The organism is Streptomyces flavochromogenes (assembly GCF_000717595.1).
Classification (GTDB): Bacteria; Actinomycetota; Actinomycetes; order Streptomycetales; family Streptomycetaceae; genus Streptomyces; species Streptomyces flavochromogenes.
On record NZ_JNZO01000018.1, the window covers coordinates 60,281 to 82,569 of the forward strand.

General features: G+C 72.0%; 17 protein-coding genes. 10 read left to right on the forward strand and 7 right to left on the reverse strand.

The window, feature by feature from the left end:
• Positions 1-66 precede the first annotated feature (66 nt).
• Together IF00_RS0122015 and IF00_RS0122020 are read left to right on the forward strand one after the other, a co-directional pair.
• The gene (locus IF00_RS0122015) at positions 67-1,641 is read left to right on the forward strand and encodes a S8 family peptidase (protein WP_030320618.1); all 1,575 of its coding nucleotides are present in this window, start codon (positions 67-69) and stop codon (positions 1,639-1,641) included.
• A gap of 265 nt (positions 1,642-1,906) precedes the next feature.
• On the forward strand, positions 1,907-3,112 hold the full coding sequence (locus IF00_RS0122020) for a DUF4190 domain-containing protein (RefSeq protein WP_030320620.1): 1,206 nt from the start codon (positions 1,907-1,909) through the stop codon (positions 3,110-3,112).
• Positions 3,113-3,418: 306 nt separating this feature from the next.
• Here the strand turns inward: IF00_RS0122020 and IF00_RS0122025 are convergent, their stop codons facing one another.
• Positions 3,419-4,756 (reverse strand): glycoside hydrolase family 18 protein, encoded by a 1,338-nt coding sequence (locus IF00_RS0122025; protein WP_030320621.1) that lies wholly within the window; start codon positions 4,754-4,756, stop codon positions 3,419-3,421.
• A gap of 281 nt (positions 4,757-5,037) precedes the next feature.
• Between IF00_RS0122025 and IF00_RS0122030 the strand changes: the two genes are divergently transcribed.
• The 5 genes from IF00_RS0122030 to IF00_RS0122055 all read left to right on the forward strand — a co-directional run bounded on the left by IF00_RS0122030 (position 5,038) and on the right by IF00_RS0122055 (position 10,352).
• Positions 5,038-5,790, forward strand: a complete 753-nt coding sequence (locus IF00_RS0122030) for a GntR family transcriptional regulator (RefSeq protein WP_030320623.1) — start codon at positions 5,038-5,040, stop codon at positions 5,788-5,790.
• A gap of 608 nt (positions 5,791-6,398) precedes the next feature.
• Positions 6,399-6,578 carry an SPOR domain-containing protein gene (locus IF00_RS0122040; RefSeq protein ID WP_030320624.1) on the forward strand — a complete coding sequence of 60 codons (180 nt, stop codon included), beginning with the start codon at positions 6,399-6,401 and terminating at the stop codon, positions 6,576-6,578.
• A 40-nt stretch (positions 6,579-6,618) separates the two neighbouring features.
• Entirely contained in the window at positions 6,619-7,071 is a 453-nt protein-coding gene (locus tag IF00_RS0122045; RefSeq protein WP_051820551.1) for a (deoxy)nucleoside triphosphate pyrophosphohydrolase, read from the forward strand.
• Between the two features lie 143 nt (positions 7,072-7,214).
• Positions 7,215-7,637 (forward strand): ATP-binding protein, encoded by a 423-nt coding sequence (locus tag IF00_RS0122050; protein ID WP_030320628.1) that lies wholly within the window; start codon positions 7,215-7,217, stop codon positions 7,635-7,637.
• A gap of 144 nt (positions 7,638-7,781) precedes the next feature.
• Complete coding sequence (locus IF00_RS0122055) at positions 7,782-10,352, forward strand: SpoIIE family protein phosphatase (protein ID WP_030320629.1); 2,571 nt, start codon at positions 7,782-7,784, stop codon at positions 10,350-10,352.
• 101 nt (positions 10,353-10,453) lie between these two features.
• Here the strand turns inward: IF00_RS0122055 and IF00_RS0122060 are convergent, their stop codons facing one another.
• Both IF00_RS0122060 and IF00_RS0122065 read right to left on the reverse strand, forming a co-directional pair.
• Complete coding sequence (locus IF00_RS0122060; RefSeq protein WP_030320631.1) at positions 10,454-11,161, reverse strand: PspA/IM30 family protein; 708 nt, start codon at positions 11,159-11,161, stop codon at positions 10,454-10,456.
• Positions 11,162-11,214: 53 nt separating this feature from the next.
• On the reverse strand, positions 11,215-13,305 hold the full coding sequence (locus IF00_RS0122065; protein WP_030320632.1) for a TPM domain-containing protein: 2,091 nt from the start codon (positions 13,303-13,305) through the stop codon (positions 11,215-11,217).
• Between the two features lie 133 nt (positions 13,306-13,438).
• On the opposite strand from IF00_RS0122065, the gene IF00_RS0122070 reads away from it, so the two are divergent.
• A complete protein-coding gene (locus tag IF00_RS0122070) occupies positions 13,439-14,494 on the forward strand; it encodes a glycoside hydrolase family 18 protein (RefSeq protein ID WP_388305927.1) in 1,056 nt (351 codons plus the stop codon).
• A 137-nt stretch (positions 14,495-14,631) separates the two neighbouring features.
• Positions 14,632-15,474, forward strand: a complete 843-nt coding sequence (locus tag IF00_RS0122075; RefSeq protein ID WP_037638830.1) for a transglutaminase domain-containing protein — start codon at positions 14,632-14,634, stop codon at positions 15,472-15,474.
• Here IF00_RS0122075 and IF00_RS0122080 read toward each other — a convergent pair.
• The 4 genes from IF00_RS0122080 to IF00_RS0122095 are packed head-to-tail and all read right to left on the reverse strand — an operon-like array spanning position 15,452 to position 19,259.
• Positions 15,452-16,225, reverse strand: a complete 774-nt coding sequence (locus IF00_RS0122080) for a succinate dehydrogenase/fumarate reductase iron-sulfur subunit (protein WP_030320637.1) — start codon at positions 16,223-16,225, stop codon at positions 15,452-15,454. The two genes, IF00_RS0122075 and IF00_RS0122080, sit on opposite strands and share 23 nt — an antisense overlap.
• The gene (locus IF00_RS0122085) at positions 16,222-18,159 is read right to left on the reverse strand and encodes a fumarate reductase/succinate dehydrogenase flavoprotein subunit (protein WP_030320639.1); all 1,938 of its coding nucleotides are present in this window, start codon (positions 18,157-18,159) and stop codon (positions 16,222-16,224) included. Before IF00_RS0122085 ends, IF00_RS0122080 begins: the two co-directional genes overlap by 4 nt.
• Position 18,160: 1 nt before the next feature.
• Positions 18,161-18,982, reverse strand: a complete 822-nt coding sequence (locus IF00_RS0122090; protein WP_030320640.1) for a hypothetical protein — start codon at positions 18,980-18,982, stop codon at positions 18,161-18,163.
• 49 nt (positions 18,983-19,031) lie between these two features.
• Positions 19,032-19,259 carry a hypothetical protein gene (locus IF00_RS0122095; protein WP_030320641.1) on the reverse strand — a complete coding sequence of 76 codons (228 nt, stop codon included), beginning with the start codon at positions 19,257-19,259 and terminating at the stop codon, positions 19,032-19,034.
• A 247-nt stretch (positions 19,260-19,506) separates the two neighbouring features.
• Between IF00_RS0122095 and IF00_RS0122100 the strand changes: the two genes are divergently transcribed.
• A complete protein-coding gene (locus IF00_RS0122100; RefSeq protein ID WP_030320642.1) occupies positions 19,507-21,981 on the forward strand; it encodes an ABC transporter family substrate-binding protein in 2,475 nt (824 codons plus the stop codon).
• Positions 21,982-22,289 lie beyond the last annotated feature (308 nt).

Below are 22,289 nucleotides of genomic sequence, written 5' to 3' on the forward strand. Positions count from 1 at the left end.
CGTCGTCTTGTCATGTCCCTGCTAATCCCCCACAGCAACGCACCACCAATGAGGAGGACCCCTCACATGTCAGTGATGCGTGAATCACGGCGTCGGATCGCCACCGCCGCGGCCGTCGCCGTCACCGCCCTCACCCTCGGCACCCTCTCCGCCCTCCCGGCCGCCGCCTCACCGGCCGCCGCGGAGGGCGTCATCGAGAACGCGGGAGCCGAAGGCACGATCGCGGGCAGCTACATCGTCACCCTCGACGAGTCGGCGCAGGCGGAGACCGCCAAGGGCCGTGCCGTGGCCGCCAGGTTCGGTGCGAAGATCAAGCGGACGTACACCTCGGCGATCAACGGCTACTCCGTCGAACTCTCCGAGGCGCAGGCGCGGAAGCTCGCGGCCGACCCCGCCGTGACCTCCGTCGTCCAGAACCGTGTCTTCCACGTCGACGGCACGCAGCCGTCCCCGCCGTCCTGGGGCCTGGACCGGATCGACCAGAAGGCCCTTCCGCTGAACCAGAGTTACACCTATCCGGACACCGCGGGCCAGGGCGTCACCGCGTACATCATCGACACCGGCGTACGCATCACGCACAGCGACTTCGGCGGCCGGGCCTCCTACGGCTACGACGCGATCGACAACGACAACACCGCGCAGGACGGCCACGGTCACGGCACCCACGTCGCCGGTACGGTCGCGGGCACGTCGTACGGCGTCGCGAAGAAGGCGAAGATCGTCGGCGTCCGCGTCCTCGACAACTCCGGCTCCGGCACGACCGAACAGGTCGTCGCGGGCATCGACTGGGTCACGCGGAACGCCGTGAAGCCGGCCGTCGCCAACATGAGTCTCGGAGGCGGCGTCGACACCGCCCTCGACACGGCCGTCCGCAACTCGATCGCCTCCGGCGTCACGTACGCGGTCGCGGCGGGCAACGACAGCTCCAACGCGTCCAACTACTCACCGGCGCGCGTCGGCGAGGCCATCACCGTCGGCTCCACGACCAGCACCGACGCCCGCTCCAGCTTCTCCAACTACGGCACGGTCCTGGACATCTTCGCCCCGGGCTCCTCCATCACCTCGTCCTGGAACTCCAGCGACTCCGCCACCAACACCATCTCCGGTACGTCCATGGCGACCCCGCACGTCGCGGGCGCCGCGGCCGTCTACCTCGCCGGCAACCCGACGGCGACCCCGGCGCAGGTCTCCACGGCCCTGACGACCGCCGCCACGCCGAACGTCGTCACCAACCCGGGCTCCGGCTCTCCGAACCGGCTGCTCTACGTCGGCGGCGGCACCACCACACCGCCCACCGGCCCGAAGTTCGAGAACACCGCCGACTTCGCCATCGCCGACAACGCGACCGTCGAGTCCCCGGTCACCGTCAGCGGCGTCACCGGCAACGCCCCGGCCGCCCTCCAGGTGCCGGTGAACATCGTCCACACCTACATCGGTGACCTCCAGGTCCAGCTGATCGCCCCCGACGGCTCGGCGTACACGCTGAAGGGCTTCGGCACCGGTGGCAGCTCGGACAACATCAACACCACGTACACCGTGAACGCCTCCTCGGAGGTCGCCAACGGCACGTGGAAGCTCCGGGTCACGGACAACGCCTCCATCGACACCGGCAAGATCGACTCCTGGGGGCTGCAGTTCTGACCGCGCTCCCGAGGGATCGCGAACGGCTCTGATCGTGAGCAGCTCGGATCGTGAACAGTAGGGATCGTGAACAGTAGGGATCGTGAGCGGTGAGGGGCGGTCGCCTGACGGCGGCCGCCCCTTCCGGTCGTGGCCCGGCCCCGGGGCCGCCGTCGCCCGGATCGCCGGAGTCGTCCCCCGCATGTCGCCCTCGTCGCCCGGCCGCGTACGATGCGCGACCGATCGCTTGTTCGCACCGTTCGCCCCGAACAGGAGCACCGCACCCGTGGAGCCGACCCCGCCGACCCCGCCGCCGCCGTCCCCTCAGGGAGGCCCGCAGCAGGGGGGCCGGCCCGCGCCGGGGCCGTACACCTCGCCGGGGATGCCGTACACGGCCGGTCCCTACGCCGGGACCTCCGGCATGCCCGGCGGGCCCGGCATGCCCGGCGTCGGGCCGTACGGGCGGCCGCCCCGGCGGACCACCAACGGGCTCGCCATCGGCTCCCTCGTCGCCGGCATCGTCTGCTGCCTGCCGCCCCTCGGCCTGGTGCTCGGTCTCGTCGCGCTTCCGCAGATCAAGAAGCGGGACCAGGCAGGCAAGGGGCTGGCGGTCGCGGGCATCGTCCTCTCCGTCCTCAGCTGTCTGCTGCTCGTGATCGGCATCGCCACCGGCGGTATCGGCTCGTTCTGGGGCGGCGTCAAGGAGGGCGTGGACGAGGCGGCCCGTTCGAAGTCGCCGTTCTCGCTGCGGACCGGCCAGTGCTTCACCCCCGACGGCAAGCTGGAGGAGTACGCGACGGACGTCACGGTCGTCGGCTGCGACCGCCCGCACATCGGTGAGGTCACCGGCGGCTTCAAGGTGACCGGCTTCGACAAGTGGCCCGGAGAGGACGCGATCGACAAGATCGCGGAGAAGCGCTGCGAGACGGTCAACGGCGAGTACGCCCTGGACACCTGGGCCGTCCCCGCGGACGTCTGGCTGTACTACTACCTTCCGAGCGCCCAGAGTTGGCGCCTCGGCGACCGCACGGTGACCTGCGCGTTCGCCGGTGAGAAGAAGCCCTTCAGCGGCTCCGTGCGCTCCGACGCGACCCTGCTCACGGACGACCAGGAGTCCTTCCTGACGACCGTCAACCCGATCGAGACGGTGACGTACCGGGAGCCGGAGGAGGACCCGGACGAGGACTTCACCGCCAACAAGGTGTGGGCCACGGAGCTCCTGGGCGCGATCAACACGGCGTACGCGGGACTGGGGCAGCGCACCTGGCCCGCCGAGTCCGCCCCGTCCGTCGCGGCGCTCCGCAAGGAGCTCGCAGCGGCGTCGAAGCAGTGGCTCAAGCTGGCGACGGCGGCCGACGCGGACGCCTTCTGGGAGGCGTACGAACCGGCGTGGGAGGCCCTGCCCGAGGACCTGGGCGCGGACGCGCGCACCGCTCTCGATCTGACCGGCACACCGCCGGCGGGCGCGGCGGGCGGGGGCACGTCCGCCTGATTCCGTGGGCCCGCGCGGCCCGTGCGGGCCTCCGTGCCCGACTTCTGCGGGAACTCGTACGGGAACCGTGCGGGGCTTCTTGCGGGAATTCGTAGGTACTTCGTACGTGACTTCATCGGGACTGCGTACGGGAAACGGGGCCGGGTCTCCCGAGGGAGGCCCGGCCCCGCCGTCTGCGGACCGGGCGGCGTTCCGGGGGAGCGGCGGCCCGTGACCGACCGCCGCTTCCGGTCCACCGCGAGCGGCGGGGCCGGTCCGCGGTTCGTGGGCCCCGGCCACCGTGGGACGGCGGCCGGGGCGGGGGTGTCAGCGCCGGGTCAGACCCCGGTCGATGGCGGTGATCAGCTCGCCGTCCGGGGTGTCCCCGTCGAGGGACCAGACCATCGCGCCGCCGAGCCCGTTCTGCCGGACGTAGGACGCCTTGGTGCGCAGCACGGTCGGGTCGTCGTACGTCCACAGGTTGGTTCCGTCGAAGAGCCAGGCGTGGCCGTTCCGGTAACCGCGGTGGAGCTTGTACGCCCCCGAATCCGCCAGCTTCTTCAGGTACTTGTAGTCCTCGGAGCCCGCCACCCAGGTCGCGGGGGCGGGGCCGGTCGCCGGCTGCCCGAGGCCGTCGCCGCCGCCGGTGACGCCGGTCCAGCCCTGGCCGTAGAACGGCATGCCGACCACGAGCTTGTGGGCGGGGGCGCCGCGCCGCAGCCAGGCCTTGACGGTCTGGTCGACGCTGAAGTCGTTCGCGGCGAAGAGCGCGGACTGCTGGGCGGTGGTCTTCTCGCCGGAGACGTGGAAGTCGTAGCCCTGGAGGTTCACGAAGTCGAAGTCCCGCATGATCTTGGCGACCTCGAAGCCCGCGTCGATCTTGGCGGGCGCCGTGGGCACGTACGCGCTGAGCTCGTAGTGCTTGCGCTGCGCCTTCGGGAGCGAGCGGCCGTAGGCGTCGAGCTGGGTGCGGAACTCCCGTACCAGCTTGGTGAAGTTGGGCTTGTCCTCGGGGCGGATCACGTTCCCGGGGGCGCCGTCCGAGCCGGGCCACTCCCAGTCGAGGTCGACGCCGTCGAAGATCCCGGCGGCGGCTCCTGCCCCGCCGCGGGCGCCGTCGGCGGGCAGGTTGCCCTTGATGTACGTGTCGATGCAGGAGGCGACGAGGGTCTTGCGGCCCGCGTCCGTGCGCACCGCGTCGGAGAAGTGGGCGGAGCCGGTCCAGCCGCCGAGCGAGATCATGACCTTGAGGCCGGGGTTCTTGGCCTTCAGCTCGCGCAACTCGTTGAAGTTCCCGGCCAGTCGCTGGTCGGCGGTGTCACCGACGCCGTCCACCGAGGTGGCGGCGTCGACCGGGCGCACGTAGTCGGCCCACGGGTCGGAGCCGGGTGCGTTGCCCATGAGGCACTTGCCGTCCGAACCGATCACGCCGAAGGCGTAGTTGATGTGGCTGAGCTTGGCGGCGGTGCCGCTCGTCTCCAGATCCTTGACCTGGAAGTTCCGTCCGTAGACGCCCCATTGGGTGAAATAGCCGATCCGCTTCAGCTGGGGCTTGTGCCCGGACGGCTGGTGGGCGTCGGCGGTGGGGGCCAGGGTGGCGAGGAGGCCGAGAGTGGCCGCGGCGGCCGCACCGAAGGTCAGCTTGGTCATGGCTCTGGGACGCATGGGCTCGTTCCTGTGCGAGGCGGGATGGCGCGTGCGGTGGAGCGTGCGGACGGCGCGCACGGCGTGGAGCGTGCGCGCGCTGTGAAGCGTGCTGGGCAGGAACGTATTGGTCTGTACCAATGCGGGTCAAGAGGGCCGACGTGGCCTACCCGGGGTGACCGTGGGTAGGAAGAGGTGTGATCTCGGAGTCATCACTTCGAGTGAAACCTTGGCCCATGCTTGCGGATCGCGACCGACGGTTGTCAGGCTGTAGCTGTAAGTCAACCTGAGGGGAGTGTCCAGTGACGTTCGGTGAGCAGCCCGCCTATCTCCGCGTGGCGAGCGATCTGCGGGAGAAGATCGCGAACGGCTCGCTTCCGCCGCATACCCGCCTCCCCTCGCAGGCACGCATCCGCGAGGAGTACGGGGTGTCGGACACCGTCGCGCTGGAGGCCCGCAAGGTACTCATGGCCGAGGGACTGGTGGAAGGGCGCTCCGGCTCGGGCACCTACGTCCGGGAGCGCCCGGTGCCGCGCAGGATCGCCCGCTCCGGCTACCGCCCCGCGTCGGGCGCCAGCCCCTTCCGGCAGGAGCAGGCGGCCGAAGGGGCCCGCGGCACCTGGGAGTCGAGCAGTGAGCAGGAGCCGGCGAGCGGCGAGGTGGCCGAGCGCCTCGGCATCGAGCCGGGGGAGCGTGTGATGCGCACGCGGTACGTGTACCGGGACGGCGGTGAGCCCATGATGGTCGCCACCTCCTGGGAGCCGCTCGCCGTCACGGGCCGGACGCCGGTCATGCTGCCCGAGGAGGGCCCCCTGGGTGGCTGTGGTGTCGTCGAGCGGATGGCGGCCATCGATGTGGTCGTGGACAACGTGGTGGAGGAGGTCGGCGCCCGGCCCGGCCTCGCCGAGGAACTCCTGGCGCTCGGCGGGGTCCCGGGTCATGTCGTGATGGTCGTGGAGCGCACGTACTACGCGTCCGGCCGGGCCGTCGAGACCGCCGACGTCGTGGTCCCGGCCGACCGCTACCGCCTCTCGTACCATCTGCCGGTGAGGTGACCGTTCCGCGGGCCCCCGCCCGGGCCGCGTGACCGCGAGTCGACGGGCCGTCAACTCGCCTGAGCCCGGCGCGACCGCGTGCCGCCGTCCGTCATGAGCAGCTCCTGCCTTCCTCGTCCGTACCCGCGAACCGGTCGGACGACGGATGCCGTGGCCCCGGTCGGCTTCGGCGCCATGGTCATCGCCTCCGTCGTCTCGGTCCTCGCCTTCTTCGGTGTCCTCGGTGCCCGAGCCCAGGCTTCTCCGCCCTCGTCGTGACCGGGTGTCGCCCGCGTCCTCCGCGCGCTGACCGCGGGGACACCAAGGGCCGCTCCTCCCCGGCCCACCCCCACACGGTGCACGGTCCGGCTCCCCGTGTCGTCGGCGAGCGGGCGACCCACCCCGACCCCTAGGGCGCCGGCGGTCCCGTCCCGATGCCCGTGCCGACCGTGCCCGCGGCGCCCCCGGGGCGTGACTTCGGCCTCCCGCCGTCGGTTCCCGGCCGATCCGTATCTCTTTGTGCAATTCCGTATCCGCTGTGTGAAGGTCAGGCGTAAGCTCCGGCATATGCGGATTGCGGTTTCACGGAGATCCTCAACGGCGCCCGGACCGGCGGAGGGAGAAGCCTGATGACCGAGAGCGGCCCTGTCCTCGCCTGGCTCGTCATTCGGCAGGACGACAACGGCAACCGCTACCGGGTGGGGCGGTACGCGACCGAGGACGAAGCGCAGAAGATCGCGGACAGCCTCGACGACCGCGGCCACAAGCAGCTCTACTGGGTCGAGCGCATCGGCACCCCCGCGCTCTGAGCCCCACGGGCGTCGGCCGGGGCGGGCTACGCTCGCGCCCATGACCGAACGCACCACCGGCCCCACCACGCCCCACGACCCCGCCGTGGTCGTCGTCGCGGGCGCCCTGTACGACCGGGGGCGGCTGCTTGCCGCTCGCCGCAGCGCCCCCGTCGAGCTCGCCGGCCGCTGGGAACTGCCCGGCGGCAAGCTCGAACCGGGCGAGAGTCCCGAGGAGGCCCTCGTCCGCGAACTGCGCGAAGAACTCGGCGTCGAGGTCGAGCCGGGCGAGCGGATCCCCGGCGAGTGGCCGCTGAAGCCCGGATACGTCCTCCGGGTCTGGACCGCCCGGCTGCTCTCGGGCGAACCGCGCCCGCTGGAGGACCACGACGCCCTGCGCTGGCTCACCCGGTCCGAGCTGGACTCGGTCGACTGGCTCGACCAGGACCGCCCCGCCGTCGCCGAGGCCGCGCGAAGGCTCCCGGCGGCTCCCGGCACCGGAGCGCACGGCTGACTTTCTACGCCGTTCGTGCCACCGTGCGCCCGCTGCTGCGCCCAGCGCGATATCCCGCCCCATATTCCGGGTATGTCCTGATTGACCCGTTGAAAGAGGACGTGGGCCTTCCTGCTGACGCACGGCTGGGGAAGTGATCAGGTGTGATCGACACCGACGGCGACCGCGCCGAGTGGAACTTCCCGGCGGAGGCGAACGCCGTGCGCACGGCCCGGCATGCCGTGCGCGAAACGCTGCGTGCCTGGGACCTCGACTCGGCCCTCGGTGATGTGACCGTCCTGCTGGTCAGCGAGCTGGTGACCAACTCCCTGCGGTACGCGTCCGGACCGATCGGGGTCCGCCTCGTCCGCCCCCGATTCGACGGCAGCGACCCCGCCCATCAGCCCGCGCTGCTCGTGGAGGTGTCCGATCCGCTTCCGGATCCCCCCACCGCGCGCGCACCCGGACCCGAGGACGAAGGGGGCCGCGGACTCGGTCTGGTGGCCTGTTCCGCACGTCGCTGGGGCACTCGTAAAGGAAGGACCGGCAAAACCGTATGGTTCGAGCTGGCTCTCCCTGGTGAGTAAACAGGGTGGGACAACGATCACCGGTACTCGGCGCGAAGCGAACGAGACCACCCTGTGATCGTGAACGTCGTGCCGTCGGGGCCTGCCGTATTGAATACTGCGGGCATGGCCGGTCCGGTGCGGTGAGCTGGAGGGGACGGTCGCGTGAGCGAGATACCTGAGCAGGCGAGTGGCGGCGTCGTGTGGCAGAGCAGCCCGCCCGGCTCCATCTATGACTACATCCGGGTGGCGTCCTTCTCCATCGGGCCCGACGGACTCGTCGAGCAGTGGAGCCGACGGGCCGTGGACCTCTTCGGAGTCACCGCGGAGCAGGCCAGGGGCAAGGACCCCGTCGAGGCCTTCATGCCCGCCGACCTGCGCGAGCGCGGTCACCGGCGGGTCCGGGAGATCCTCGACGGCAAGGAGTGGACAGGTCTCGTCCCCTTCCGGATCCCCGGCGACGACCGGCCCCACGGCATCGCCGAGATGTACGTCATGCCGAGCGAGACGCAGACCGGGGAGCGGGCCGCGCTCTGCATCGTCGTCGACGTTCGCGCCCTGCGCCGCATCGAGACGGACCTCGCCGCCTCCCAGGCGATATTCGGCCAATCCCCCTTCGGTTTTCTCCTCTTCGGCACCGACCTCACCGTGAAGCGGGCCAACCGGCGCTTCGCCACCGTCTTCGGCGGCTCCGCCGACGACCACCGAGGCCGCACCGTCCACGACTACCTCAACCTGCCCGAGGCCGACCGGATGACCGCGGCCCTCCGCAGCGTCCTGGAGACCGGGGAGTCCGTCACCGACTTCGAGATCGTCGGCGCCGCACCCGGCTCCCGGGACCGCCGCCACTGGTCCATCAACCTCTACCGCGTGCACAGCGGATCCGGCCGCCCGATCGGCGTCGCCGGCCTCGGCATCGACGTGACCCGCCGCCACAACGCCGCGAGGGAAGCCGCCAGCGCCCGCCGCAACCTCGCCCTCCTCAACGAGGCCGGCGCCCGCATCGGCAACTCCCTCGACCTGGAGGCCACCGCCCGCGAGCTGCTCGACGTCGCCGTCCCCGGCTTCTGCGACCTCGCCTCCGTCGACCTCTACCAGGGCCTGCTCACCGGTGACGAGGCGCCGCCCGGCCGATGGGGCAGCTCCCACGACGTCGGCTACGGGGCCGGCAGCGCCGAACTGCGCAGGGTCGCCTTCGCCAGCGCCGTCTCCGACACCCCGCTGAGAACCGACGAGGCCCACGGCCCGGGCAGCGGCTGTTGCGGACCCGAACCGATCGAGGTCGGCGCGGTCCACCGCTACCCCTTCAACTCGCCCTGCGCCGGGGCGTTGCGCACCGGCCGCCTCCGCACCGTGCCCGGCGCCGACGGCGAACTCGTCCAGACCACCCTGGTCGTCCCGATGGTCGCCCACGACACCGTCGTCGGACTCGTCCAGTTCTCCCGCACCAAGGGCAGCGAGTCCTTCGGGGAGCGCGACCGCGCCCTCGCCGCCGAACTCGCCGCCCGCGCCGCCGTCTGCATCGACAACGCCCGCCTCTACCGCCGCGAGCACGAGCGGGCCCTGATCCTCCAGCGCAGCCTGCTCCCGCCCGGCGACCCCGAGGCGGCCGGCCTCGACATCGCCTGCCGCTACCTCCCCGGCACCGCCGCCACCGAGGTCGGCGGCGACTGGTTCGACGTCATCGAACTCCCCGGCCACCGCACCGCCCTCGTCATCGGGGACGTCATGGGCCGCGGCCTGCGCGCCGCCGTCGCCATGGGCGAACTGCGCACCGCCGTCCGCACCCTCGCCCAGCTCGACCTGGAGCCGGCCGAAGTCCTCTCCCACCTCGACGAGATCGCCCGCGGCCTCGGCGCCCCCATCGGCGCCCAGCAGTCCCGCGGCCACAAGTCCCGTGGCCCCGAACTCTCCGAGGTCTACCTCGCGACCTGCGTCTACGCCGTCTACGACCCGGTCACCCGCCGTTGCACCTTCGCCAACGCCGGCCACCTCCCGCCGGTGCTCGTCGAACCAGGCGAGGACGCCCTGCTGCTCGACGTACCCCCGGGGATGCCGCTCGGGGTCGGCGGCGAACCCTTCGAGGAGGTCGAGGTCGAACTCCCCGAAGGAGCCCTCCTCGCCCTCTACACCGACGGGCTCGTCGAATCCCGCGACCACCCCCTCGACGAGGGCCTGAGCGCCTTCCGGCGCGCCCTCACCGACCCCGCCCGTCCCCTGGAGGACGTCTGCGACCGGGTCCTGACCAGCCTGGATACCGGACACGGCGAGGACGACATCGCCCTCCTCATGGCCAGGATCCAGGGACTGCCCAGCGAGGCCGTCGGAGACTGGCGGCTCCCCAGGGAACCCCGCTCGGTCGGCCGGGCCCGTGAACTCGCCCGCACCCAGCTCAAGGCCTGGGACCTCGAACCGCTCGTCGACACCGTCGAACTCCTCGTCAGCGAGCTCGTCACCAACGCACTGCGCTACGGCGAGGGCGAGATACGGCTGCGGCTGCTCCGCGACCGCACCCTCGTCTGCGAGGTCTGGGACGCCGGCCTGGTGCAGCCCCGGCGCCGCCGCGCCAAGGACACCGACGAGGGCGGCCGGGGCCTCCAGCTGGTCGGGCTGCTCAGCTCCTCCTGGGGCTCGCGTCGCACCCCGCGAGGCAAGACCGTCTGGTTCGAACTGGCCCTGCCGGACGGCGAGGGGGCCGCGGAACCCACGGTGGAACAGCTCCTCAGCATGTTCTGACGCACGCCGCCCCCACCCGACCGCATGCCGCCCCCACCCGGCCGTACGGCTGAGCCGACGCCGGGCCCCGGCCGCGCGGGCGAGGCCGGACAGGCACCCGGTCAGCCCTTGAGCGCCGCCAGCCGGGCCTCGATCTCGGCACTGTCGCCCAGCGCGTCCAGCTGCTCGAACTGGGCGTCCAGCGAGGACGCGGCGAGCTCCTGCTTGCCCATCGCCCGCGCCTCCTCCCGGCGCACCTTGTCCTCGAACCGGCTCAGTTCGCTGGTCGGGTCGAGCACGTCGATGTTCTTCACGGCGTCCATCATCGTGTTCTGCGCCTGTGCCGACCTGGCGCGCGCCACCAGCTCGTCGCGCTTGGCCTGCAACTCGCCGAGCTTGGCCTTCATCTGGTCGAGGCCCGTCCTGAGCTTCGACACCACCTCGGTCTGCGCGGCGATCGTCGGCTCCGCCGTCCGCGCCTCCTTCTCGGACTGGAGCTGACGGCCGAGCGCCACCTTCGCCAGATTGTCGAAGCGGTCCGCCTCCGACGTCTGCCCGCCGCTCCGCAGCTCGTCGCCCTTCCGGCTGGCGGCCAGCGCCTTGCCGCCCCACTCCTTCGCCGCCTCCACGTCCTCCTGGTGGTCCTGCTCCATCAGCCGGAGGTTGCCGATGGTCGCGGCCACCGCCTCCTCCGCCTCCGCGATGTTGTGGGAATAGTCGCGGATCAGCTGGTCCAGCATCTTCTGCGGATCCTCCGCCTGGTCCAGCAGCGCGTTGATGTTGGCCTTCGCCAGCTGGGTGACCCGGCCGAGGATGGTCTGCTTGCTCATGGCTCTTCTCCTTGAGAGGGACAGAAAGGGGGCGGACACGCGGCGCGCCGCCCTCAGAAACGACCTCCGCCGCCCAGCCGGCCACGCGTGCCGCTGCCGCCGAAGCTGCCGGGCCCGCCGCCGAGACCCCCGCCCGAACCTCCGCCGAACCCCCCATGTCCGCCTCCCCTTCCCCCGCCGAACAGTCCGCCGAGGATGATGCCGCCGAGCACCGCACCGCCGAGCCCGCCGCCACCGCCCCCTCCTACCCCTGATACACCGCCCATGCCGTTCGGGTTCCCATACCTGCGGACGTCCTGCTCGGCGAGGTCCTGGGCCCGCCGGGCGAGGGCGTCCGCCTGCTGGGACTCCGCGAGGGCGGCCTGCGGGTCGTCGGCCTCGGAGAGCCCGCGCGCCTTCTCCCAGCGCCGCTGGGCCTCGGCAAGGCGCGTACGGGCCTCACTGCCCACGGCGCCACGGTGAGTGGTGAGGTAGTCCGAGGCCGCCCCGATCGCCGAACGGGCCGTCAGCATCGACTGGTCGAGGAGCGCACGGGCGCGTCGGCTGCCCGACTCGCGCTCCCGCGCGCCTTCCAGCGCCTCGTCGAGCGCCGCGTCGGCCTCCTCCACCCGGCGGAGGGAGTCGAGCGGGTCGTACCGTCCGGTGTCCGTGACCCGCCGCACCTCGCCGAGCACCGATTCGGCGCGGGCGATGCGGCCCCGGAGATCGGCCGTCGACCCTTCGGTGGTCCCCTGCAGCAGCCCCCGGGCCTCCGCCAGGTCGGCATCCGTCTCCGACAGGGCGCCCGGCAGCTTGCCGACCGCCTCGGCCAGGTCCTGCGCCCGCCGGTCCACCGCCTCGACCAGCCGGGCTGCCTGGTCCACGGCACCCTCGGCCGCCCGGATGTGGACGGCGGCCCCGCCGTTGTCGCCGTCGTCGATCCGCCGGCGGGCCTGGTCGACGTGGGTCGTCGCGAAGACGAGACGGTCCTTGGCCTGTTCGACGTCGCTTGCGACGGGCGCGGCGGCCGTCTCGGCGTACCGCTCGCGCATCGCCGTCAGGGCCGCCTCGGCCATGCCCGTCCTCCCGGACAGTTCCCGGGAGGCGGCCTCGACGGTGGCCAGCGCCTCGGGCGCGTTCCGTTCCAGGGCCCGCAGCCGGTCGAAGTCCTCGCTCTCGGCGTCCAGCCTGGCGTCGGCCTCCGCGCAGCGCCGCAGGATCTCGTCCAGCATGGTCCGCCGGGTCGAGTCGTCCTCGGGGAACGAGTCGTCGAGCTTCTGCCGCAGCCGGAACGAGGCCGTCAGCTGCTCCTTGGCGAAGGCGACCGCCTCGGTGAAGGGGCGGACGGCCTCCTCTCCGAACTGGGCGGTCGCGAAACCGAGTTCCTCCTGGCTGGTGCGGACGGCGTCGTCGGTGGCGACCAGCGTCCGACGGGCCTGGCCGTCGAGCTCGTCGAGGGACGGCGGCGCCGGTTCCCTCGGCGGGCCCCAGCCCTGCCCGCCCTGCGGCGTGGTGCGGGTCTCGGTCCGCCGGCGCCGCTTGGCGAACGCGTAGGCCGCCACGGCGCCGGCGCCGCCGACCAGGACGACCGGCAGGACAAGATCGGTCGCCGAGGTGCCGTCGTCGACGGCGCCGCCCGGATCGGCGGGCCCGGGGGTGATGGCCGGAGTGGGGACGGGCCGCCCGGCGAGGACGGCGGAGTAGCCGTCGGCCGCGCCGATCGCGGCGCCCGCCCAGTCGTTCTGCCGGAGCGCCGGTTCGATCGCGGTCCGGGCCACGTCGTCGAGCTGGCCCTGGGTGAGGCGGGCGTCCGGGTCGGCGGAGTAGCCGTACTGCCGGTCGCGGGTGGCGACGGCGAGCAGTACGTCGTCGGCACCGAGACCGTTGCGCTCGGCCGTGGCGTCGGCCCATGCCTGGCCCGTGCGGCCGGAGAAGTCCCGTACGTAGACGACGAAGAGCTGGATCCGCCGGTCGTCGTAGAGCCGGTCGAGGGCCTGGACCACGGAGGCGCGGCGATCGCCCAGCGCGTCCACCCGGTCGGTGATCTGCCCGTCCTGGGACAGGGCGACGGGGTCGTCGGCACGGGCACCGTGAACGGCGGGCACGAGGAGCCACCACGCCGCCACCAGTACCGCGAGAAGGGCTCGGGTGGCTATTCGCGTCACAAGGGGGAGGTTATGTCCGGGTATGTCGCCTCGCGACCTGACGACCTGGGGCCGGAGTGCCATCACAGCCCCACGGAAACCATTCTCCACAGCCCTGCGTCACTGTCAGTAGCCGCCGCTACGGTGAGAAGCGGTGGGGCACGTGACACGACGGCACGAGGGGGCTCGGGTGAGTGGACGACTGAGGAGAATGTGGCGACGGGGGCGCTGGTTCGTGCTCGGTCTCGTCCTCGTCCTCGTGGTGCCCCCGCTGTTCGGCGCGCTCGCCCTGCGCGTCAGCTACGCGGGCGACCTCAGGGACGACGCGAAGACCCGGGACAAGGACGCCGTCTGGCTCGGCCACGCCTGGGTCGACGGGCGGAAGAAGGACGCGGACGTCGCCGCGTTCGCCGCCCGGATCAAGGGCACGGGCATACGCGACCTGTACGTCCACGCCGGGCCCCTGGAGCACGACGGCACCCTGCCCGCCGCCAAGTACCCGCGCGCGAAGTGGTTCATCGACGCCGTGCACCGCACGATGCCCGGGATACGGGTGCAGGCCTGGCTCGGTGACGTCCTGGCCAACGACGGACCCGACGGACTGCACCTCGACAGGGCCGGGACCCGCGCGGCCGTCGTGACCTCGGCCCGGCAGATCCTGGACGCCGGCTTCGACGGGGTCCACTTCGACCTGGAGCCGCTGCTCTCCGACGACACCGACTACCTCTCGCTCCTCGACGACCTCGGAGAGGTCACCCGGCCGCGGAAGGCGCAGCTCTCGATCGCCGCCCACCAGATCGACCCTCTCCCCGGGCTGCATTCGGCCAACGGCCTGCTCACGGGCAAGGAGAAGTGGTGGTCGCAGGAGTTCTTCGGCCAGGTCGCCCGGCGCGTGGATCAGATCGCCGTCATGTCGTACGACACGTGGATGCCGCTGGAGAGCCTGTACGGCGGGTACGTCGCCCAGCAGACCAGCCTCGCCCTCGAAGTGACCCCCGAGTCGACCGACCTCCTGATGGGGCTCCCCTTCTTCCACGAGGACGACCTCGGCCACCACGAGAACGCGGAGACCGTCGAGGCGGCCGTCCGGGGCGTCAGACTCGGTCTCGGGCGCACCGACCCCGACCGTGCACGGTTCGGTGTCGCGCTGTACGTCGACTTCGCCGCGGAGGAGGGCGACTGGGCGGCCTACCGCGCCGACTGGCACTGAGCCCCCGCCGGCGCGACGCCGCGCCCCGCTTGCACGACTCGGGCTCCCGGGAGCGACCCCGCGTGTCGGGGGAGGACGGGCCGGAGGAGGATGGGGCCATCGGCGCGAACCGTCGCCGCGCACAGGGGGAGTCCGCCATGACGAGCCGTCTCTTGATGCCCTTCCGGACCGCCGGCGCGGGTCCGGCACCCGACGCGGAGACCGCCGGGTCGACCCGGCCCACGCCGATCCTGGATCTGGCGCACCCCCGGGTCGCCGCGCTCGTGACCCGGGTGCGCCGCGTGGCGGACGAGCGGGGCGCGACGACCGACCGCGACCGGCTCAGGACCGCGCACGGCATCATCGCCGCCACCGTGCGGCCGGTGTATTCCGTGGAGGACCTGCGCCGCGTGTCGCGGACGCTGCGCCTCGGGCGCGGCTCGTGCAGTCAGCGCATGGCGGTCCTGGAGGCGGTGGCCCGCTCCCTCGGCGTGCACACGCGGGTGCGGGGCCTGCTCGTCGACGGTGCCTTCTGGTATCCGCGCTTTCCGAGGCTGCGACCCTTCGTGCCCGAGGAGGTGCTGCTCGCCTGGCCCGAGTTCCTGCTCGACGACACCTGGGTGCCGGTCGCGGAGCTCTTCGCGAACCGGGCGGAGACCGGACCGGCCCCCGCGGACGCCTTCACCAACGACGGGGCGGAGACCCTGTTCGAGGCCGTGGCGCGGACGACCGTCGACTGGGACGCCCCGGCCGCCTGCGCCGGATCGGCCCCCTGCGACCTCTCCGCCCACCTCCGGACCGACCTGGGCCGCTTCACCTCCCGCGACGAGCTGTTCGCCCGGCACGGCCAGACCCTCTGTCTCCCCGCCCGCACCCTCGCCGAGCCGCTCCTCGGCCGCTGGAGCGCGGGCATGGGCGCGGGCGCGGAGGCCGGTGCGGGCGCGGGTGCCGGTGACGGTGCCGGCGGGGACACCGGCGCTAGGTCGCCTTCCGCCGCCTGATCGTGTTGCCGAGCCACACCAGCGGGTCGTACTTCCGGTCCACGACCCGCTCCTTCATCGGGATCAGGGCGTTGTCGGTGATGTGGATGGACTCCGGGCACACCTCCGTGCAGCACTTGGTGATGTTGCAGTAGCCGAGTCCGTGCTCCTCCTGTGCCGTCCGCCGCCGGTCGAGCCCGGCCTCCTCGGCCGCGTCCAGCGGGTGCATGTCGAGCTCCGCGACCCGCATGAGGAACCGGGGCCCGGCGAAGGCCTCCTTGTTCTCCTCGTGGTCGCGCACCACATGGCAGGTGTCCTGGCACAGGAAGCACTCGATGCACTTCCTGAACTCCTGCGAGCGCTCCACGTCCTCCTGCCGCATCCGGTACTCGCCGGGACCCACCCCGGCGGGCGGCACGAACGCCGGGATCTCCCGGGCCTTCGCATAGTTGAAGGACACGTCCGTGACCAGGTCGCGCACGACCGGGAAGGCGCGCATGGGGGTCACGGTGATCACCTCGTCCCGGGTGAACACCGACATCCGGGTCATGCAGAGCAGCCGCGGTCTGCCGTTGATCTCGGCCGAACACGAACCGCATTTGCCCGCCTTGCAGTTCCACCGCACCGCGAGATCCGGCGTCTGCGTGGCCTGCAGGCGGTGCACCACGTCGAGGACGACCTCGCCGTCGTGGACCTCCACCGTGTAGTCGGTCAGCTCGCCGCCGTCGGCGTCTCCCCGCCACACCCGGAACCGCGCGTCGTACGTGCTCATGCGCCGTGCCCCCCTTCCAGGCCTTCCAGCTCGTCCTCGGCGAGGTACTTCGCCAGTTCGTCCTGTTCGAACAGCGCCAGCAGGTCGGGCCGTACGGGCTCCGTACGGGTCCGTTCGAGGGCGATCCCGTCGCCGTCCAGACGGCACAGCAGGTTCACCGGGCGCCAGGCGCGGTCCATCGCCGGGTAGTCCTCGCGGGTGTGTCCGCCGCGGGACTCCGTGCGTTCCAGGGCGGCGAGGGCCACGCACTCGCCGACGAGCAGCATGTTCCGCAGGTCGAGGGCGAGGTGCCAGCCGGGGTTGAACTGCCGGTGGCCCTCGACCGTGACCCGCCGGGCGCGAGCGCGCAGGGCGGCGATCCGGTCCAGGGCCTCGGCCATCTCGCCCTCCCGCCGGATGATCCCGACGAGGTCGTTCATGGTCTGCTGGAGTTCCTGGTGGAGGGTGTACGGGTTCTCCGGGGGGCCCGCGTCCTCCTCGGGCCCGTGGTCGCCGCCTGCGCCGGACACCGACCCGAACGGGGCCAGGGCCTCCGCCGCCGCGGCTTCGACGTCGTCGGCCACGATCCCGCCGCCGACTCCCGACAGCGCGTACTGCGCCGCGTACAGACCGGCCCGACGGCCGAAGACCAGCAGGTCGGAGAGGGAGTTCCCGCCGAGCCGGTTGGAGCCGTGCATGCCGCCGGCCACCTCACCGGCCGCGAACAGCCCGGGTACCCCCACCGTCGCCGCCGTCTCGGAGTCGACGTTGACGCCACCCATCACGTAGTGGCAGGTGGGGCCCACCTCCATGGCCTCCGCCGTGATGTCGACATCGGCCAGCTCCTTGAACTGGTGGTACATCGAGGGCAGCCGCCGCTTGATCGTCTCGGCGGGCATCCGGGTCGACACGTCCAGGAACACCCCGCCGTGCGGGGACCCGCGCCCCGCCTTCACCTCGGAGTTGATGGCCCGCGCCACCTCGTCCCGCGGCAGCAGTTCGGGCGGGCGGCGGTTGTGGTCGGGGTCCTCGTACCAGCGGTCGCCCTCCTCCTCCGTCTCCGCGTACTTCTCCTTGAAGACGTCGGGGACGTAGTCGAACATGAAGCGCCGGCCCTCGGAGTTCCGCAGGACTCCGCCGTCCCCGCGGACGGACTCCGTGACGAGGATGCCCTTCACCGACGGCGGCCAGACCATGCCGGTCGGGTGGAACTGCACGAACTCCATGTTCACCAGGGGAGCGCCCGCGATCAGGGCGAGCGCGTGCCCGTCTCCGGTGTACTCCCAGGAGTTCGAGGTCACCTTGAAGGACTTGCCGATGCCGCCGGTCGCGAGGACGACCGCGGGCGCCTCCAGGACCAGGAAGCGTCCGCTCTCCCGCTCGTAACAGAAGACCCCGGAGACCCGCCCGTCCCCGTCCTTGAGGATCCGGGTGACGGTGAACTCCTGGAAGACCTTCAGCCGGCCCTCGTGGTCGCCGGTCTCGCGGTGGTCCTCCTGCTGGAGTCCGACGGACCGCTGCTGGAGGGTGCGGAGCAGTTCGAGGCCGGTGCGGTCGCCGACGTGCGCGAGCCGCGGGTACTCGTGGCCGCCGAAGTTGCGCTGCGAGATCCGGCCGTCGGGGGTGCGGTCGAAGAGCGCGCCCCAGGTCTCCAGCTCCCAGACCCGCTCGGGGGCCTCCTGGGCGTGCAGCTCGGCCATCCGCCACTGGTTGAGGAACTTCCCGCCGCGCATGGTGTCGCGGAAGTGGGTCTTCCAGTCGTCCTGCGGGTGCACGTTGGCCATGGAGGCGGCGATCCCGCCCTCGGCCATCACGGTGTGGGCCTTGCCGAAGAGGGATTTGCAGATGACCGCCGTACGGGCGCCCGCACGGCGTGCCTCGATCGCGGCCCGCAGCCCGGCGCCGCCCGCGCCGACCACGACCACGTCCCACTGCTCTCGCTCGACGTGCGTCATCTCAGAAGAACCTCGGGTCGTCGAAGGTGCCGGTGGCGAGCAGGTACACGTACAGGTCGCAGAGGGCGACGCTGATCAGGGAGGACCAGGCGAGCAGCATGTGACGGGTGTTCAGCCGGCCCACCCAGGTCCACAGCCGGTAGCGGACCGGATGCTTCGAGAAGTGCTTGAGCCGTCCGCCGACGATGTGCCGGCAGGAGTGGCAGGAGAGGGTGTACGCCCAGATGAGGGCGATGTTGACGAGGAAGAGGAGCGTCCCGAGCCCCGCGTGACCCCAGGCGTAGTCGGCGTTCCGGAAGGTGAGCACCGTGTCGTACGTGAGGATTCCGGCCACCGGCAGCGCCGCGTAGAAGAAGTACCGGTGGAGGTTCTGCAGGAGCAGCGGGAAGCGGGTCTCGCCGGTGTACGACGCGTGGGGCTCGGCGACCGCGCAGGCCGGGGGAGACGCCCAGAAGCCCCGGTAGTACGCCTTCCGGTAGTAGTAGCAGGTCAGCCGGAAGCCCAGGGGGAAGACCAGGATCAGCAGGGCGGGCGAGAGGCCCCACCAGCTGCCGAAGATCTCCCAGTTCGGTCCGCCCCTCATCGGGACGCAGTTCTCCGCCAGACAGGGCGAGTAGAACGGCGAGACGTAGGGCGCGGCGTAGTAGTCGGCGTTGGCGAAGGCCCGCCAGGTGGAGTACGCGACGAAGGCGAGCAGTCCGGCGGCCGTCGCCGCCGGGGAGAGCCACCAGCGGTCGGTACGCAGATGTCGGGCGGCGATGGCGGCGCGCCCCGGGGAGCGCACCCCCGTGGCGGATCCGGGCGGTTCCGTACCTGTGGCCAACAGGCCCTCCTACGGTCGGTTGCCGGTACGTCCTACGGCGCGGGGCGGCCTACGGCGCGTGGCGGTCGCGTGCTCCCAGTCCCTCGTCGTCCGTGTCCGTCCACAGCCCGCTGTCGTACGGGGCGTCGGGGATGGTCACCAGGCTTTCGGCGCGGCCCGAGGCCGGCGCGGCGGGTGCGCCCCGCTCGGCCGCGACGGAGCGCTCGAGCTGTCCGACGGTGCGGACCAGGTCTTCGAGGCAGCGCTTGACGGCTGCCAGATCGTCCTGAACGGACATGGTTGCCCTCACTTCCGCGAGCGGCTTCGGCAGGAGTGTCGCGCGTCACATTCCCGCTTGGGAAGCCATGTGCACGGGATTCCACTCGTCCGGAGCGCTCCTTCTCCGGCGGTTGGGCCGCACGAGTGGGGTTTTCCGGACGTGCCGCCGTGTCGCCGTGGCCGGATCCGCTCCGTCCTTTTCAGTGTATGAGCAATAGGTGTGATCATCTCCAAATGGAATGAATCTGGACGAAGGGGTACAAGTCATGTCCCAGATCGGCGCCCCTCGCGGGAGGACATGCTCCAGGAGCCCCCGCTCCCGCACGCTCCGCTCCGTCGCCACCCTCACCAGCGCCGTCCTCGCCGTCACCGTCCTCGCCGGATGCAGCTCCGACGAGGCCGACGAGGCCCGGGCCGCGGCCCAGGACAACGCGCCCGCCGCCCGCGACAAGGTCGCCGACGGAGGCACCCTGCGCTGGGCCGTCGACGCGCTCCCCACCACCCTCAACACCTTCCAGGCCGACGCCGACGGCACCACGTCCCGGATCGCCGGAGCCGTGCTCCCCTCCCTCTACACGATCGACGAACGAGGGCGGCCGCGGCTCAACCCCGACTACCTGGAGACCGCGCAGGTCGTCGAGACGGAGCCGAAGCAGGTCGTCCTCTACAAGCTCAACCAGCAGGCGGTCTGGAGCGACGGACGGGAGATCGGGGCGCCGGACTTCGTGGCCCAGTGGCGGGCGCTGAGCGGCCGCGACACCGCGTACTGGACCGCGCGGAACTCCGGCTACGAGCGGATCGAGAAGATCGAGCGGGGCAAGAACGACCTTGAGGTACGGGTCACCTTCTCCAAGCCCTACGCCGACTGGCAGTCCCTCTTCACCCCGCTCTACCCGAAGCAGGTGATGGGCTCCCCGAACTCCTTCAACGACGGGGCCCGCACCACCCTCAAGGCCTCCGCAGGACCGTTCCTGCTGAAGGCGATCGACCGCAAGAACGGCGATGTCACCCTCACCCGCAACCCCCGCTGGTGGGGACAGCCCGCCAAGCTCGACAGCATGGTCCTCAAGGCCGTCGCCCGCGCCGACCGGGCGGACGCCCTCGCCGCGGGCACCCTCGACCTGGCCGAGATCGACGGGTCCACCGCCGAACGCATCTCGCTCGCCCTCCGCGACGCCCGCGCCGGACGCAGCGGTGCCCAGGCCGCCGTCGCCCACGGCCCCGGCGCCTCGATCACCCCCGCCAAGGCGCTCAAGTCCTGGGCGCTCGCCCACGGCTCCGACGAGGGGAAGGCGGAGGAGGTCCAGGCCGCCCGCGAGAAGAACCAGAAGGCCATCGCCGCCTACGCGACCGCCCAGGACACCCTGGCGAAGTACGTCGTCCGCAAGTCCCTGGAGCCCGCCTACACCCAGCTCTCGCTGAACGGCGAGTCCGGACCGCTCGCCGACGAGCGGGTACGACGCGCGGTGGCCCGCGCGATCAACCGCCGGGAACTGGCCGAATCCGTACTCAAGCCGCTCGGTCTCCCGGCGGATCCCCCCGGCAGTCACCTGGCCCTCGCGGGCCAGGCCGCGTACGCGGACAGCAGCGACGCCCTCGGCAACCAGGACACCGCGGAGGCGCGGGCCCTCCTCGCCGACGCGGGCTGGGTCCCCGGCGGCGCGGCCAGGAAGCCCGCGGACGCGGGCACCAAGGCGGGCAGTGAGGCCGAGAAGAAGGCCGCGGAGAAGAAGGCGGCGGAGCAGAAGGCCGGCGAAAAGGAGAAGGCCGGCGAGGGCGCGAAGAAGGAAGGCGCCGAGAAGAGGGACGCCGCCGCCACCGACGCCGAGAAGCAGGCCGCCGACACCGCCACCGACGCCAAGAAGCAGGCCGCCGACACCGCCTCCGACGAGGGCCTCTACATCGTCGGCGACGACAAGCCGGGCGAGCGCCGAGCCGCCCCCGCCCCCGTCATCGGCGCCGGCGGCCCCGAGAACGGCACCAACATCCTCGCCCCGGCCCCCGCCGCCGCACGTCAGAGCGCCGCGCTCCTCGCCCGCGCCGAGGCACTCGACACCGGTACGGGCGCCGGCGCGCACGCCGCCCAGACGATCGCGCGCACGGACAAGGGCGTCGCCGGGGCCTACGCCCCGCGCGGCACCGCCGCCCCCGTGACGGCGCCCGAGGCGAACAAGGGCCTCGGCAAGGACGGCAAGGCGCTCAGCCTCCGCTTCGTCCTGCCGTCCGGCCCGGGCTCCGAGTCGCTGCGTGCGGTCGGCGACCGCATCGTCCGGATGCTCGACGCGGTCGGCATCCGTACCGAGGTCAGCAAGGTCTCCGACGACAGCTTCTTCAAGGACCACGTGGCCTCGGGCGACTACGACCTGGCCCTCTACTCGTGGCCCGCCTCCGCCTTCCCGGCGACCGACGCCCGGCCGATCTTCGCCAAGCCCGAGCCCGCCTCGGACGGCTCCCTCCTGGTCGAGCAGAACTACTCGCGGGTCGGCACCGACCGCATCGACCAGCTCTTCGACCAGGCGGCGGGGACGCTCGACGAGGAGGAGGCCCGGGAGCTGGTGCGCCAGGCCGACGCCCGGATCTGGGCCGCCGCCGGCTCCATTCCCCTCTATCAGCGCCCGCAGCTCGTCGCCGCCAGGGCGGATCTGGTGAACGCCGGTGCCTGGGGCCTGGCCGGTCCGCGGTACCAGGACATCGGCTTCAAGAAGCGGGAGACCTCGAAGGGCGCCGAGCGCACTCCCTGAGCGCACCGGGCCACACACCTGGGGGCACCGAACGCACGGAAAGCCCTGAAAGCCCTGAAACCGCAGGTCACAACCTCAGAACCAGCTCAATTTCCTTGCCCGCCGGTGATCCCGGCGGGCAGGATCGCGTCGGCCCCTTGACCCGGTCGCACGACCTCCCCCACACCCTTGCTCACTCGCAGTAGAACTTCTCGGATCTTGGCCGGGGAAGCCCCTTGCGCGGCAGCCCCGTACCATAGGACATAGCCGTGGCGCGTCCGCCCGGCGGGCGTACGAGGAACTGACGCCGCATCCCACGATCCGAGAGA